This is a genomic window from Pseudomonas sp. NPDC086278 (assembly GCF_050280905.1).
Lineage (GTDB): Bacteria > Pseudomonadota > Gammaproteobacteria > Pseudomonadales > Pseudomonadaceae > Aquipseudomonas.
This window is the reverse complement of the sequence record NZ_JBNNWE010000124.1, coordinates 1-14,273: the sequence shown is the minus strand read 5'-3', so window position 1 is coordinate 14,273 and position 14,273 is coordinate 1. Positions and strand designations below refer to the sequence as shown.

The 14,273-nt window shown below is 60.6% G+C and carries 14 protein-coding genes and 1 riboswitch; of the genes, 6 read left to right on the top strand and 8 right to left on the bottom strand.

The window, feature by feature from the left end:
- The first annotated feature begins 114 nt into the window (after positions 1-114).
- The 3 genes from metK (at position 115) to ACQKP4_RS26115 (ending at position 3,727) form a co-directional block, all read left to right on the top strand.
- A complete protein-coding gene (gene metK, locus ACQKP4_RS26125) occupies positions 115-1,305 on the top strand; it encodes a methionine adenosyltransferase (RefSeq protein WP_427636825.1) in 1,191 nt (396 codons plus the stop codon).
- Between the two features lie 252 nt (positions 1,306-1,557).
- Entirely contained in the window at positions 1,558-3,234 is a 1,677-nt protein-coding gene (ligB, locus tag ACQKP4_RS26120; protein ID WP_427636823.1) for an NAD-dependent DNA ligase LigB, read from the top strand.
- Positions 3,235-3,331: 97 nt separating this feature from the next.
- Positions 3,332-3,727, top strand: coding sequence for a DUF1090 domain-containing protein (locus tag ACQKP4_RS26115; protein ID WP_427636821.1), 396 nt, complete (start codon positions 3,332-3,334; stop codon positions 3,725-3,727).
- 130 nt (positions 3,728-3,857) lie between these two features.
- Here the strand turns inward: ACQKP4_RS26115 and ACQKP4_RS26110 are convergent, their stop codons facing one another.
- Positions 3,858-4,307 carry a c-type cytochrome gene (locus ACQKP4_RS26110; RefSeq protein ID WP_427636819.1) on the bottom strand — a complete coding sequence of 150 codons (450 nt, stop codon included), beginning with the start codon at positions 4,305-4,307 and terminating at the stop codon, positions 3,858-3,860.
- A gap of 127 nt (positions 4,308-4,434) precedes the next feature.
- On the opposite strand from ACQKP4_RS26110, the gene mltA reads away from it, so the two are divergent.
- Entirely contained in the window at positions 4,435-5,619 is a 1,185-nt protein-coding gene (gene mltA, locus ACQKP4_RS26105; RefSeq protein WP_427636817.1) for a murein transglycosylase A, read from the top strand.
- A gap of 158 nt (positions 5,620-5,777) precedes the next feature.
- On the opposite strand, the gene ACQKP4_RS26100 is transcribed toward mltA, so the two are convergent.
- Both ACQKP4_RS26100 and ACQKP4_RS26095 read right to left on the bottom strand, forming a co-directional pair.
- Positions 5,778-6,161, bottom strand: a complete 384-nt coding sequence (locus tag ACQKP4_RS26100; protein ID WP_427636815.1) for an MAPEG family protein — start codon at positions 6,159-6,161, stop codon at positions 5,778-5,780.
- 39 nt (positions 6,162-6,200) lie between these two features.
- Positions 6,201-7,034 carry an EamA family transporter gene (locus ACQKP4_RS26095; RefSeq protein ID WP_427636813.1) on the bottom strand — a complete coding sequence of 278 codons (834 nt, stop codon included), beginning with the start codon at positions 7,032-7,034 and terminating at the stop codon, positions 6,201-6,203.
- Positions 7,035-7,252: 218 nt separating this feature from the next.
- Between ACQKP4_RS26095 and ACQKP4_RS26090 the strand changes: the two genes are divergently transcribed.
- Positions 7,253-8,431, top strand: coding sequence for an MFS transporter (locus tag ACQKP4_RS26090; RefSeq protein WP_427636812.1), 1,179 nt, complete (start codon positions 7,253-7,255; stop codon positions 8,429-8,431).
- Here ACQKP4_RS26090 and ACQKP4_RS26085 read toward each other — a convergent pair.
- From ACQKP4_RS26085 to ACQKP4_RS26065, 5 genes are all read right to left on the bottom strand, one after another.
- Positions 8,397-8,963, bottom strand: a complete 567-nt coding sequence (locus ACQKP4_RS26085; protein ID WP_427636810.1) for an SCO family protein — start codon at positions 8,961-8,963, stop codon at positions 8,397-8,399. The genes ACQKP4_RS26090 and ACQKP4_RS26085 overlap by 35 nt on opposite strands.
- A gap of 3 nt (positions 8,964-8,966) precedes the next feature.
- The gene (locus ACQKP4_RS26080) at positions 8,967-10,109 is read right to left on the bottom strand and encodes a hypothetical protein (RefSeq protein WP_427636808.1); all 1,143 of its coding nucleotides are present in this window, start codon (positions 10,107-10,109) and stop codon (positions 8,967-8,969) included.
- Between the two features lie 10 nt (positions 10,110-10,119).
- Positions 10,120-11,664 (bottom strand): multicopper oxidase family protein, encoded by a 1,545-nt coding sequence (locus tag ACQKP4_RS26075; RefSeq protein WP_427636806.1) that lies wholly within the window; start codon positions 11,662-11,664, stop codon positions 10,120-10,122.
- 248 nt (positions 11,665-11,912) lie between these two features.
- Positions 11,913-12,794 carry a formate/nitrite transporter family protein gene (locus ACQKP4_RS26070; protein WP_427636804.1) on the bottom strand — a complete coding sequence of 294 codons (882 nt, stop codon included), beginning with the start codon at positions 12,792-12,794 and terminating at the stop codon, positions 11,913-11,915.
- 199 nt (positions 12,795-12,993) lie between these two features.
- A complete protein-coding gene (locus tag ACQKP4_RS26065) occupies positions 12,994-13,398 on the bottom strand; it encodes an acyl-CoA thioesterase (RefSeq protein ID WP_427636803.1) in 405 nt (134 codons plus the stop codon).
- 198 nt (positions 13,399-13,596) lie between these two features.
- Positions 13,597-13,699: riboswitch (S-adenosyl-L-homocysteine riboswitch) on the top strand.
- Between the two features lie 23 nt (positions 13,700-13,722).
- Here ACQKP4_RS26065 and ACQKP4_RS26060 point away from each other — a divergent pair.
- The coding region (locus tag ACQKP4_RS26060; RefSeq protein WP_427636801.1) for an adenosylhomocysteinase at positions 13,723-14,273 on the top strand (551 nt) is incomplete at its 3' end.

Here is a 14,273-nt window from a genome sequence, read left to right as displayed (position 1 = left end):
TGATAAAACACCAGATCGCCGCCGTGACTTTCGTCGCGGGCACGGAAGAAATGATTGAAACCGACCTCGAAGATTTCTGCGGCGGACGCAAGGTAAATTCAGGAAAAAATCGAGATGAGCGAATACTCCCTCTTCACCTCCGAGTCCGTGTCCGAAGGGCATCCGGATAAAATCGCCGACCAGATTTCCGATGCGGTGCTGGACGCCATCATTGCTGAAGACAAGTTCGCCCGTGTGGCGTGCGAGACGCTGGTCAAGACCGGCGTGGCAATCATTGCTGGTGAAGTCACCACGTCGGCCTGGGTCGACCTGGAAGAAATCGTCCGTAACGTCATTCTGGACATCGGCTACAACAGCTCCGACGTCGGCTTCGACGGCGCCACCTGCGGCGTGATGAACATCATCGGCAAGCAGTCCCCTGACATCAACCAGGGTGTCGACCGTGCCAAGCCTGAAGATCAGGGCGCCGGCGACCAGGGCCTGATGTTCGGCTACGCCAGCAACGAAACCGACGTGCTGATGCCGGCACCGATCACGTTCTCGCACCAGCTTGTGCAAAGGCAAGCCGAAGCCCGTAAATCCGGCCTGCTGCCTTGGCTGCGCCCGGACGCCAAGTCGCAAGTGACTTGCCGTTACGAAGGCGGCAAGGTTGTCGGTATCGACGCCGTTGTATTGTCGACCCAGCACAACCCTGAAGTGTCGTACAAAGACCTGCGCGAAGGCGTGATGGAGCTGATCGTCAAGCACGTGCTGCCTGCCGAACTGCTGACCAAAGACACCCAGTTCCACATCAACCCGACCGGCCAGTTCATCATCGGCGGCCCGGTTGGCGACTGCGGCCTGACCGGTCGCAAGATCATCGTCGACAGCTACGGCGGCATGGCCCGTCACGGCGGCGGCGCGTTCTCCGGTAAAGATCCATCGAAGGTTGACCGTTCGGCCGCCTACGCCGGTCGTTACGTGGCCAAGAACATCGTTGCCGCCGGCCTGGCCGAGCGTTGCGAGATCCAGGTTTCCTACGCGATCGGTGTTGCCCAGCCTACGTCGATCTCGTTGAACACCTTCGGCACCGGCAAAATCAGCGACGACAAAATCGTCAAACTGGTTCGCGAAATCTTCGACCTGCGTCCGTACGCAATCACCACCATGCTCGACCTGCTGCACCCGATGTACCAGGAAACTGCAGCGTACGGCCACTTCGGTCGCACCCCGCAAACCAAGACTGTGGGCGAAGACACTTTCACCACCTTCACCTGGGAAAAAACCGACCGCGCCGACGACCTGCGTCTGGCTGCCGGCCTGTAAGACTTCCCCGGCGGTACCAAAAGCCCTGCACGGTTCGCCGTGCGGGGCTTTTTATTGGCTGGCGCGCGGGACGGTGGCGCGGCCTTCGCGAGCAAGCCCGCTCCCACGAGGGAAAACGGTCAAATGTGGGTGCGAGCCTGCTCGCGATGAGGCCAGCCGAGTCACCCTGCAACACCAGGCAAAACACCCGCCCTGTCCGCCCGCAAATACAGACTAGCCTTCAAGCATTCCACTTGAGCAAGGACGCTCACGATGCTGCTGCGCCTGTTGTGTGTTTTGTTCCTGACCTTCACCTGCCTGAGTTCAAACGCCGCCGACTGCCCTGACTGGCCGCCCGCCCGCGCCCTGGACGAAATCACCGCCCTGCAAAAACAGATCGACCTCTGGGACGACAGCTATCACCGCGACGGTCGCTCGTTGGTCGCCGACGACATCTACGATCAGTCCGGTGCGCAATTGATCCGGTGGCGGCAGTGTTTCGACCTGCCATTGCCACCCGAGCCATTGCGAACGGCCGGCGGCAAGGTTGCCCATCCCATCGCCCACACCGGCCTGGAAAAATTGCGCGACGCTCGGGCTGTCGAAGGCTGGCTGCGTGATCGCACGGACGTCTGGGTACAACCCAAGGTCGACGGCGTGGCCGTGACGCTGATTTATCGGCGCGGCTCTCTGCATCAAGCCATCAGTCGCGGTGACGGCGTGAACGGGCAGGACTGGACTGCTTCGGCGCAGTTGATTCCCGCCATCCCCGGGCAACTGACGCAACCGGTGGACGTGCTGGTGCAGGGCGAACTCTATTGGCGCCTGACAGACCATGTGCAAGCCCGCGCCGGCGGGGTCAATGCGCGCTCTGCGGTCGCCGGGCTGATGGCCCGCAAGTCACTCGCCCCCGAGCAAGCCGCCGGTATCGGACTGTTTATCTGGGACTGGCCGCAAGGCCCGGCCAGTCTGCCTGATCGTCTCGCTGCGCTGGATAAGCTGGGTTTACCAGACACGGCGCCGTACAGCCAACCGATCCAGACCTTGGCCGATGCCGAACATTGGCGCAATCACTGGTATCGCTCGCCGCTGCCCTTTGCCAGCGACGGCGTTGTCCTTCGCCAGAGCGAGCGTCCTTCAGGCGAGCGCTGGAGCGCGAAAACACCTTACTGGGCCGTCGCCTGGAAATACCCTTTTGCTCAAGCGCTGGCCGAGGTACGAACCGTCGACTTCAAGATTGGACGAACCGGACGGATCACACCGGTGCTGGAGCTGACGCCGGTGACGCTCGATGACCGGCAGATCAAGCGTGTCAGCGTCAGCTCCCTGCGACGCTGGGAGGAGCTGGATATCCGCCCCGGCGATCAGGTGTCCATCAGCCTTGCGGGGCTGACCATCCCACGACTCGACAACGTCGTCCTGCGTGCCACGGAACGCGCCGATTTGAACGTGCCCATGGCGGCCGACTTTCATCATTTGAGCTGTTGGCAGCCGACGACGCCGGGCTGCGAACGCCAATTTCTCGCTAGATTGAGCTGGCTCAGCGGCAAACACGGGCTAGCCTTGCCACATGTCGGTCCTGGCACATGGGAGAAACTTTTAGAAACAGGCCGCCTGAATGGGCTGCTGGATTGGTTGACCTTCGATGCCCAAGAGCTTGCTACCATTCGCGGCTTTGGCGAACGCCGCAGTGCTCGTCTGGCAAACAGTTTCAACAGCGCCCGCCAACGCCCTTTCAGTCGCTGGTTAAAAGCGCTGGGGTTGCCGCCGACTGGCCAGGCACAGCTGGGTGATTCCTGGCAGCCACTGGCGCAACGCACCACTGAACAATGGCAGGCTGAAGCCGGCATTGGCCCCGGACGCGCGGCGCAGTTGAGCGCCTTTTTTCGCGACCCGCAGGTCCTGGCCCTGAGCGAAACATTACGTGCTGCCGGGATTGAAGGCTTTTAAATGCCGGTGACACCGCTGGCCTGGGAACCCATAGGGGCAGACAGGCTCAAACGCCCATCGCTACATCGACACGATTGCCCTAGCACCTGGAGCTTTTATGAAATTTCTTTCACCGCTCGCCCTGTTGACCCTTTGCAGCGTGATGGCCGCGCCCCTGATGGCCGCCGAAGAAGCCCCGGGGCTGACCGGTTGCGCCGCCAAGAAACAGGGCATCATCAATCAGATCGAACTGGCCAAATCCCACGGCAACGCCGATCAACAAGCTGGCCTCGAAACAGCCTTGAACGAAGTCACCGCGCATTGCACCGATGCTTCGTTAAAGAAGGAGCGCGAAAACAAGGTGCTGGATGCCAAGCATGAAGTCAGCAAGCGTCAGGCCGATCTCGACAAGGCCATGAAGAAAGGCGACCCCGACAAGATCAACAAGCGCAAAGACAAACTTGCCGAATCCCGCAAGGAATTGCAGGACGCGCTGGATGAATTGGATAAATAAGCAGGGGTAAAGACTTGAGATTCGAGTCCGGCTTCACGCGACCATCGCGCGCAAGCTCGCTCCCACAGTTGATCGCATCGCCCTGTGGGAGCGAGCTTGCTCGCGATGGCGTCAGCCGGAACACGGCAAATCAATGATCGCGAAACTGCTTATGGCACGCACTGCAGGCATCTTCGACCTTCTGCACCGCTGGCCCGAGATTGCTGGCCTTGTAAGGCTGGACCTTGCTGGCGATCACCAATTCACCGGTGGCGGCCTCAAGGTTGCGGGCCATTTCCTGGAAACGTGCCTGCTGCTGCCACACATTGTCCTTGGCGCTGGTGTGATCTTCTTCGCGCACCTGCGGGAAATGCTTCCACGGCTCATGGGACAAGGCGTCAAGTTTTTCGGCGCCTTCGGCGAATTTCGGGCCGTCAAACGGGATGCGGCCGCGCAACATGCCGCCCAGGTCTTCGCCGGTCTTGAGCATCTGCTTGAAGATCGCCTTGCGTTGACCCAGTGGCGAATTCGGGTCGACACCGCCGCACGCAGACAACGTCAGGCAGGCCAGCAATACAACAGAAAGTCTTTTAAGAGTCATGGTGGCTTCAGGTCACGGGAACGGCGGCCAGTATCCTCGCGTCATCGACAAAGACCAATAGCCCTATTATCAATACGGGTTGTTTGAGCGCATGGAGCACTCAGGCGACCGGCAAAGGAATTACTCCATGAACAGCCGTTTCAAGGCATGGCGCCCGCGCCTGGCCTGGACCCTTCCGATGGTGGCCGTGCTCGCTGGCTGCACCGGCGGCGAAAATACCCCACCGAAAACCCATGCATTGGCGACTTACTCCAGCGCCACATGGGAAGCACTGCCAGCCGTGTCCGACAGCGACCTCGTCGCCGGTTTCGGTTCGTGGCGCAGCGCCTGCACCCGACTCAAGGCTGACCCGGTCTGGGGGGCGACCTGCGCGGCGGCGGCCAATGTGCCGCAAACCGCCGATGGCATTCGCGGTTTTCTCAAACAGAACCTCGACGTCTACGGCCTGCGTGCCGCCAATGACAACCCCAACGGTTTGATCACCGGCTATTACGAGCCGGTCTACCCCGGCAGCCTGACCCCAACCACCGCCGCCAATATTCCGGTGTACGGCGTCCCCGACGACATGATCATTGTCTCGCTGGACAGCATTTACCCCGAGCTCAAGGGCAAACGCCTGCGCGGGCGCCTCGAAGGGCGCGTGCTCAAGCCTTACGACGATGCGGCGACCATTGAAACCAAAGGGGTCAAGGCCCCCGTTGTGGCCTGGCTGACCGACCCGATGAACCTGCAATTCCTGCAAATCCAGGGTTCGGGCCGTGTTCAGCTCGACGATGGTCGCCAGTTGCGCATCGCTTACGCCGACCAGAATGGCCATCCGTATCGGCCGATTGGCCGCTGGCTGGTCGAGCAGGGAGAACTGAAGAAAGAAGACGTGACCATGGGCGCGATCAGCAAGTGGGCCAAGGCCAACCCGACGCGCATTCCGGAACTGCTGGGCAGCAACCCGAGCTATGTGTTTTTCACCCGCAACCCGGACAGCAACGAAGGTCCTCGCGGCTCGCTGAACGTACCGTTGACCGCCGGCTACAGCGCGGCAGTGGATCGCAAAGTGATTCCGCTCGGCAGTCTGTTGTGGCTATCGACCACCAAACCGGACGGCACCGCATTGGTAAGGCCGGTCGCTGCACAGGACACCGGTGGCGCGATTGCCGGCGAAGTTCGGGCGGACTTGTTCTGGGGCACCGGCGAAGCGGCCGGGCAACTGGCCGGGGACATGAAGCAGCAAGGGCAAATCTGGATGCTGTGGCCCAAAGGCGCGGCACTGCCACAAGTGCCGCAGGTGGCGGATGCGGTTAAAGCCAATCCGTGAATCTGGCTTCGCCGTCGGAACGCCTCTTCGCGAGCAAGCCCGCTCCCACAGTAGAACTGCGGTGAATACTAATTTTGTATACACCGCAAACCCTGTGGGAGCGGGCTTGCTCCGGGCGGCGTTCCGACGAAGAGGTCAGCAAAATCACCAAAGCTCTGTCAGACCGACACCACAAAGAAACTCACAATCAACCCCATCCCCACAAACCACACCAGCGACCGCAACACCGCCCAGTCCGCCAGGTAGCAAATGATGTACAGCAGCCGACTGGTGATAAACAGCACCGCCAGTACATTGACCGTCACCAACTGCGCCGTGCCCACCAGATGCGCCACGAGCACCGCCGCCGCGAACGCCGGAGTCACTTCAAAACTGTTCAGTTGCGCCGCATGCGCGCGCCGGGCCAAACCATTCAGAGACTCGAGAAAGTCCCGGGGGTCATGGTTGTCCTTCAGACCGTAGCCGCCAGTAGCCTTGGCAACGCCCGTGCAAATGTAAGGCAGGAAGATCGCGATCAAAATGCACCACAGAGCAACCGTCATAACGCAGTCCTTTTTCAGTTTTAGAAATTCGGGGTCCAGTCAAAACTTCATCACCAACATGCCGATCAGCACCAGCCCACAGGCTAAGAGCCGTGGCCGGCCGAAAGGTTCTTTCAGGTAACGCATACCGAACAGCACCACCAGAATCACGCTGATCTCACGCAACGCCGCCGCCTCGGCAATCGAACCCAACTGCATCGCCCACAGCACCAGAGCGTAGCTGAACAGCACGCAAAATCCGACCGTGAGCCCCAGCCGCCATTGCTCGCGCCAGAACAACATGAACGCCGGCCGCTTGCGCACCAGCGCCAATAAAGGAAACGGCCAGGCGCTGAGCAACGTGACCCAGACCAGGTAATCCAGCGGATGCGACCAGCGCCGCAACGCCTGTCCATCGATAAAGGTGTAGCAACCGATGCACAGGCCGATCAGCGCCACCACCGGCAGCATCGACCACGGTAACCGTGCACCGCCGCCGCCCTGCCACAGCAGGCAGAGCATGCCGAACGGGATCAGCAGAATGCCGAAGATCTGCTGATCGGTCAGCACTTCCCCGGCAAAGATCAGCGTCAGGGCCAGCACCACCAACGGCGACAACCCGCGCATCAGCGGATAGACCAAACCGAGATCGCCGACCCGATAGGCCTGAATCAGCAGGTAGCGATAGAGCAACTCGAACGCCGCCGACGCGAGGATCCACGGCCAGATGTCTATCGGCGGCACGTTCACGAACGCCAGCATCAGCGCGACAAACAGCAGGGCCACGCTGTCCATGCACGCCACCACCAGCAGCCGCTCGGCGCTGAACTTGATCAGGGTATTCCACGCTGCGTGCAACAGCGCCGCCACCAACACCAACGCTGTTGCAAGCACGGCACACTCCTTTTTGTTGAGCGCTCGCCCTTAGGGAGCGGATGGATAATTGATTCGCCATATGTCAGCAGCTGTTTATACTGCAAGCGACCACGCCGCACTCAGTTGCGCACAGACTAATTCCAATAATTCCTGCCATCGCCCGCACTCTTCGAGAACGGTCATCGGCCTGCGTATGCCTGATCACAGCGTCAAGACTACCGACAGAGACCTTGCGCATGCCACTCGCCTTGTTTGCACTCGCTGTTGCCGCTTTCGGCATCGGCACCACTGAATTCGTCATCATGGGCTTGCTGCCCGATGTGGCCCGCGACCTCGCCGTGAGCATTCCCGACGCCGGCCTGCTGATCACCGGCTACGCACTGGGCGTGGTATTTGGCGCGCCGATCCTTGCGATCGGCACCGCCAACATGCCGCGCAAAGCCACGCTGCTGGGCATGACGCTGATGTTCATTGTCGGCAACGTGCTGTGTGCGCTGGCGCCCAATTACGCCACGCTGATGGCCGCGCGCGTGGTCACCGCGCTCTGTCATGGCGCGTTCTTCGGCATTGGTTCAGTGGTTGCCGCCGGCCTGGTCGCGCCGAACAAACGGGCGCAGGCAATCGCCATGATGTTCACCGGCCTGACCCTGGCCAACGTGCTCGGCGTGCCGTTGGGCACGGCACTCGGGCAATACGCCGGCTGGCGCTCGACGTTCTGGGCGGTGTCGGTGATTGGTGTGATCGCGGCCATTGCCCAGTGGGTCTGGTTGCCGAAGGACATCGCGATGGACAAGGCCAACCTTGCCAGCGAGTTCAAAGTGCTGGGCAAGGTCAACGTGCTATTGGCGCTAGGCATGAGCGTGCTGGCGTCGACCAGTCTGTTCAGCGTGTTCACCTACATCGCGCCGATCCTGCAGGACATCACCGGCGTCAGCCCCCATGGCGTGACCCTGATGCTGCTGTTGTTCGGCGTCGGATTGACCGCCGGCAGCATGCTCGGCGGCCGTCTGGCGGACAGTCGTCTGCTGCCTTCACTGGTCGGCATGGCGCTGGCGGTACTGGTGGTGCTGGCGGCGTTCAGCCAGACCAGTCATTCGGTGATTCCAGCGGCAATTACCCTGGTGCTGTGGGGGATTTTCGCCTTCGCCCTGTGCCCGATCCTGCAACTGCTGATCATCGATCAGGCCCATGAAGCGCCGAACCTCGGTTCGACGCTGAACCAGAGCGCCTTCAACCTTGGCAACGCGGCGGGTGCGTGGATCGGCGGGTTGGTGGTTGCCAGCGGCGCGGACCTGGCGGACTTGCCGTGGACCGGCGCACTCGTCAGCGGCCTGACCGTGTTGACTGCGCTGTTCTATATCTACCTGCAACGGCGCGGTGTCACTGCGCCGCAGTTGAATCCGCCAGCGCAGTGACCACCTGTTTCTCGATATCCTTTTCGTCCGCTCCGCGTCCGAAATGCTTGAGGTAGCGGCCCTGGCTATCGAGTAAAAACAGAATGGTCGAGTGGTCCATCATGTATTGCCCGGGTTTGTCGCCGTAGGGCACTTTCTTGTAATACACGTGGTAGGCGTCGGTGATGCGCACGATGTCTTGCGCCGAGCCGGTCAGCCCGATGAAGTTGCTGGCGAAGTAATTGACGTAGGTCTTGAGTTTTTCCGGGGTGTCGCGCTCCGGGTCGACCGTGACGAAAACCGGCTGCACCTTGAGGCCTTGCTGCTGTTGCAGTTGGCGGCTGATGCGGGCCATTTTCGCCAGGTCCGTGGGGCAGATGTCCGGGCAGGTCAGGAAGCCGAAGTACAACAACACCGGCTCACCGAAACTGCGCTCGGTGACCCGCTGGCCATTCTGATTGGTCAACTGGAACGGCCCGCCGATGTCCGTGCGGGTCGCCGCCGTCGTACTGGCCGCCAGCCCCAGCACCAGCAGCGCCACTAGCCATTTCATCGTTCAATACCCTCCCGAATACGTCAGCGCCAGGCCCACCAGGTCAGACACCTGACCGGCTTCTTTCTGGGTGCCGGCCGACAGCCCGAGCTTGAGTTGGCCGGTGATGTTGTAGGTCAGGCTCAACTCGTTGAGGTAGTCCTGGTGATCCGCGCCCACCGTCGACTGGCGATGCTTGTCGGTGCGGGTCGCGCCCACCGCCCATTGACCGAAATCGAAGGTCAGCGAGGTAGTCAGGTAGCGCGTGTCGTTGCCCTGGATCGCGTCTTCGTTATCGACGTCGGCGAATTCGATGAAGGGCACGATATCGAAATAACGCCCGGCCAGTGTCGGCTCTAAGTCTGTGCTCGGCGCAAAGGCCCAGACATAACGGGCCGAGGCCACTTTGACGGTTTCATCGGCGGCGGGACCGGACGGCGGACCGCTTTGCACCACGTCCTCGCCCTGGGCGTTGAACATGTAGCCCACCTGCATTTCCAGGAACGGGATCGCCGGGATCGCCAGCCAGTTCACCGACAGTGCGTAAGAGTCGAGCTTGCCGGTATTGGAAGGCCCGCCATCGGAACGCTGCAGCTTTTCGCCATGGCGGAAATAAGGCCGGCCCAGGAACGAGTTGTCAGCGGTGTAGACGCTGACATTGGGTTCGATCATGCCCAGTTGCTGATCGAAAAACCGGTACGCCACCGTGCCGCCGAGCATGCCGTCGAGGTCGTAGGTGCTGACGAAATCCGAGGTGTAGAGCCCCGGCGCCTGGTCCGCCGCGCGCCCGAAGGGCACGTGATACTTGCCGACCATAAACGCCGAGTTGGCGTTGTTCTGGTAATAGTTGAGGTCGTTGATCACCAGGCCCACGTCTTCGAAAAAACGCTTCTGCCCAGGCTGCGGACCGGCGATAGGGTTGATCTCGGTGGACAGTTGAATCTGCTGATCGTGGGTAAAACGAAAATAGAAGGTGCTGTTGATGTCCGGGTAGGCATCCGAGCTGTTGCGATTGCCACCCTGGGGCGAGTCGGCATGCACATGGTCGAACTGAAACGTCGCGTCGTAATCCATGCCGACGTTCGGGTATTGCCCGTCATCGGCCAGCGCCGCCGGCGCGGTACACACCGATCCCAGCAACAGAACAGCCAAACGATAATTGCTCATGGTGGCCCCCTTACTTGATCAGCGGCTTGACCAGCGGGCTGGACGTTTTCGGGTCTTGCCCGGTGTTGCGCAGGAAGGCGCACAACTGGTTGTTTTCACCGTAAATACCACCCAGCGGTTCGAGCTTGACCGCTTGCTCGTAGTCCTCGGGCTTGACCACCTGAATCGCCTGCATCATGCCGCCGTCCTCGTGTTCGAGGATGTGGCAGTGGTAGACGAACTTGCCGAGGATGACCGGGTCGCGAAACGGTATGCGCACGGTGATCGAGCCCGTCGCCGGGATGAACACATTGTCGCGGTAGCCGCTGAAGGGCACCGGTTTGCCGTTGATCTCGGTGACCTGAAAGTCCACCTGGTGGATGTGAAACTGGTGCAGTTCCTGCGACGGGTTCAGCAGCCGCCACTCTTCGACATCACCGAGCTTGACCGTGGTGTTGACCTTGTCCAGCTCAAACCGGGTGCCGTTGATGAGAAAGGCATTGGGGTCGGTGGCCGAATCCTGGAAGACGAACTGCCGGGTCTTGTTCACCGCCTCCTTGCTGAAATCCTCGGCGGGCGGGTAGGCGCTGGTGATCTGCCGGGTCGCCACGCGCTCGCCGCTGGAGCGCAGGATCGCCAATTTGGCCGCCGGGTATTGATCGCCCGCCGGTCCGGTATTGGCGGCTTCCATCACGATATCGTGCGTCCCCGCCGCCGGCCCGACCACCAACACACTGAAGCGCGCCGACGGGCCGATCAGCACTTGATCATCGTCCACCCGACGCGTCACGGTGTTGCCGTCGCGCGACAGGATCTGCATCGACTGGCCGTCGATGCGAATCCGGAAATACTGGTTGGCGGCGATGTTGATGAAATGCCACAGCTGGGTTTCGCCGGGCTTGATGTCGATGGTCGGCACTTCCTGACCATTGATGGTGCGGATCGACGGGGCGCTGGTGATGATTTCGCTGGCGACCTTGCCGGTCAGGGTTTTCTGGAAATTGCGCAGCACCAGCACCTGTTCCTTGATGCCCTTGAGCTCGGGGAACGGGTCGAGCATGCCGTCGACCAGAATCGGCCCGGCAATCCCGGCCGACACCTGACGCTGCGAACCGCCGTGGAAATGGCTGTGATACCAGTAGGCACCGGGGCTGTGATCCTTCGGCAACTTGACGTTGTACTGCGCCACTTCATGGGGCTGGGTCATGCGAAAGATATTGTCGCCTTCGTCCAGCGGCGACACGGTCATGCCATGGAAATGCAGGTTGGTGATCTCGTCCATGCGGTTGTCCAGGCTAATCGCCATGACTCCGCCGGGGCGCGTGCGAATCAGCGGCGAATCGTAATCACCGTTGAACACCAGCGACACATAACGCTCGTTCCCGACATTGACCTGCTGCTCGGCGGCCGTCAGCGTCGCGTGGGTCACGCCGCTGGCGTCGTAGGAAAATTCGGGGTTCTGTCGCAGGGGCTGGGAGGCCGGCTCGTTGGCGGTCTGGGTCGCGCAACCGGCGAGTGCAAGGGCAACCGCACTCACGCAGAGTGCAAACGGGCGGACGCTGAAAGCTCTGGGCATGATTGCAACCTTCAATGGCTTGACCCGGGACTACACACATAGTCCGACTGTCCGTTGCCGAAGGTGCTTTCGACGCCACCGCACACGACGCAAAGCCATGTCTGGCATGGCTTTGCGTCGTGTGCGTGCAACTTTTGCAGTGTAGATCAGGTCTGAGGCCGCGCAAGTAAGAGCGAATCCATCCTATTTGCAGTCAACGCCCCAGCAAGGCCCGAGCTTGCGCCCAGTGGCAGGCCAAGCCCCGCTGACTATTCTTTGAGCTTGCGCGGATCGGGCGGCTGATCGGCGTCCTGCTTCGGCGGCCCGCTTTCACTGCGAATCTGCGCATGGCTGATCAGCGCGAAGATAAAGCTGCCGCCGATGATGTTGCCCGCCAGCGTCGGCCCGGCGAACACCAGCCAGAAATCCTTCCACGGCAACTCGCCAGCAAACACCAGGTACGACACCTCGGCCGAACCGACCACGATGTGGGTGAAGTCCCCCAGCGCCATGAGGTAGGTGATGAGGATGATGATCCACATCTTGGCGCTCTCCATGGACGGAATCATCCAGACCATGGTGGCGATCATCCAGCCGGAAATAATGCCTTTGGCGAACATCTGGCTGGCGTCGTTCTCCATGATCTTGCGCCCGATGTCGAGGAAGGCCAGGTCGGTCTTGGTGTCGAAAATAGGCAGGTGCAGCATGACGTAAGCCACCAGCAAAGTGCCGCACAGGTTGCCGAACAACACCACCGCCCACAACCGTATCAAGCGACCGAAGTTGTTCAGGGTGGGTTTGGTCATGACCGGCAGCACAGCCGTCAGGGTGTTTTCGGTAAACAACTGCTGACGGGCGAGGATCACCGCGAGAAACCCGGCGCAATAGCCGAAGCTGGCGATCACTTTGAAACCTTCGCCGTCCGGCAGGCGGGAATTGAGTAACCCCATCGCCATCAGCGACAGGCCCATGGTCAGGCCAGCCGCCAGTGCCGACCACCATAAAGCAGCCACACTGCGTTCGAGTTCCTGATCACCCTGGGTGCGGATGATTTCGTGCAGTACCGCCGCGCGTGGCGGCTGGCTTTTATCGACCTCGTGCTTCTCCTTCGCGGAGAGGTTCGGGGTCTTGCCGTCTTTTTGCGTGTCCATAGCGTTCCTGAACCGGTGGTGTGTCATGTAGCTACGACACGTTCGGCTCGGCGCTGTTCACTGGTCAGTTAAATCACTGGCGAAGATCGACCGCCTTCGCGAGCAAGCCCACTCCCACAGGATCTGTGGCGTTCACAAATTCATTGTGGGAGCGACGGTGCGACGATTCGACTTGCTCGCGAAGGGCGCACCGCCGATCTCATTCGCTGAGAGCGTCATCCTGAAACTGGTCTTTGACGTATTTGATCTCGGTTCGGCCGTGCGGCGCCGGCAAGCCGTCTTCACCCAGATTCACGAAGACCATTCTCTCGACGGTCAGAATGCTTTTGCGAGTGATCTTGTTGCGCACTTCGCAGGTCAGGGTGATCGAGGTCCGACCGAACTCGGTGGCCGTGATGCCCAGCTCGATGATGTCGCCCTGGCGCGAGGCGCTGACGAAGTTGATTTCGGAAATGTACTTGGTCACCACACGCTGGTTGCCGAGCTGGACGATGGCATAAATCGCCGCTTCTTCGTCGATCCAGCGCAGAAGGCTACCGCCGAACAGCGTGCCGTTGGGGTTGAGGTCTTCGGGTTTTACCCATTTGCGGGTGTGGAAGTTCATGTTCACTCCTGAGCGTCTTGCCGAATGATGGGGGGCATCATGGCAGAGCACTTCCTTAAGCTCTATCAAGCATCGCCTATGGCCTCGATTACCGTTCGGACATTGACTGACAGAAACGCTTTAGTAGATGAGATTAGCCCGCTATAATCGCCCCCGTTTCAAAACGGTAGCTTTTCAATGCTAGCGTTTTCCCGCCACCTGTCCGAGGGGCGCTGCAGCAGGTCAAACCTGTCAGGCTCGGATGGGGCGTTGCCAGGTCGTCATCGACCCGACACTAAACGCACAACGGCGCCCATTCGCATACATTACGAATGGAGGCTCTTCATGAGCGCTGTCATCACGCCTGCAGATTTTACCGATTACAAAGTCGCCGACATGTCCCTGGCTGCCTGGGGTCGTCGCGAAACCATCATCGCCGAATCCGAAATGCCAGCCCTGATGGGTCTGCGCCGCAAGTACGCCGGTGAGCAACCGCTCAAGGGCGCGAAGATTCTCGGCTGCATCCACATGACCATTCAGACTGCCGTGCTGATCGAAACCCTGGTTGCCCTGGGTGCCGAAGTGCGTTGGTCGTCCTGCAATATTTTCTCGACTCAAGACCAGGCCGCTGCTGCTATCGCCGCTGCCGGCATCGCGGTTTACGCCTGGAAAGGCGAGACCGAAGAAGAGTACGAGTGGTGCCTGGAGCAAACCATCCTCAAAGATGGCGCGCCTTGGGATGCCAACATGATCCTCGACGACGGCGGCGACCTGACCGAGCTGCTGCACAAGAAATACCCGGCCGAGCAGTTTGACTTCGACATCGTAGATGAAGAATTCCTGACCGTTGGCTTCACGAATCTTTGCGAATTCGTTGCCGCGCCCATCGTAACGAG

What these genes read in the sequence shown, in the direction of transcription:
- metK (WP_427636825.1), top strand. Translation starts at nt 115, where the DNA reads ATGAGCGAATACTCCCTCTTCACCTCCGAGTCCGTGTCCGAAGGGCAT.
- ligB (WP_427636823.1), top strand. Translation starts at nt 1,558, where the DNA reads ATGCTGCTGCGCCTGTTGTGTGTTTTGTTCCTGACCTTCACCTGCCTG.
- ACQKP4_RS26115 (WP_427636821.1), top strand. Translation starts at nt 3,332, where the DNA reads ATGAAATTTCTTTCACCGCTCGCCCTGTTGACCCTTTGCAGCGTGATG.
- ACQKP4_RS26110 (WP_427636819.1), bottom strand. Translation starts at nt 4,307, where the DNA reads ATGACTCTTAAAAGACTTTCTGTTGTATTGCTGGCCTGCCTGACGTTG.
- mltA (WP_427636817.1), top strand. Translation starts at nt 4,435, where the DNA reads ATGAACAGCCGTTTCAAGGCATGGCGCCCGCGCCTGGCCTGGACCCTT.
- ACQKP4_RS26100 (WP_427636815.1), bottom strand. Translation starts at nt 6,161, where the DNA reads ATGACGGTTGCTCTGTGGTGCATTTTGATCGCGATCTTCCTGCCTTAC.
- ACQKP4_RS26090 (WP_427636812.1), top strand. Translation starts at nt 7,253, where the DNA reads ATGCCACTCGCCTTGTTTGCACTCGCTGTTGCCGCTTTCGGCATCGGC.
- ACQKP4_RS26085 (WP_427636810.1), bottom strand. Translation starts at nt 8,963, where the DNA reads ATGAAATGGCTAGTGGCGCTGCTGGTGCTGGGGCTGGCGGCCAGTACG.
- ACQKP4_RS26080 (WP_427636808.1), bottom strand. Translation starts at nt 10,109, where the DNA reads ATGAGCAATTATCGTTTGGCTGTTCTGTTGCTGGGATCGGTGTGTACC.
- ACQKP4_RS26075 (WP_427636806.1), bottom strand. Translation starts at nt 11,664, where the DNA reads ATGCCCAGAGCTTTCAGCGTCCGCCCGTTTGCACTCTGCGTGAGTGCG.
- ACQKP4_RS26070 (WP_427636804.1), bottom strand. Translation starts at nt 12,794, where the DNA reads ATGGACACGCAAAAAGACGGCAAGACCCCGAACCTCTCCGCGAAGGAG.
- ACQKP4_RS26065 (WP_427636803.1), bottom strand. Translation starts at nt 13,398, where the DNA reads ATGAACTTCCACACCCGCAAATGGGTAAAACCCGAAGACCTCAACCCC.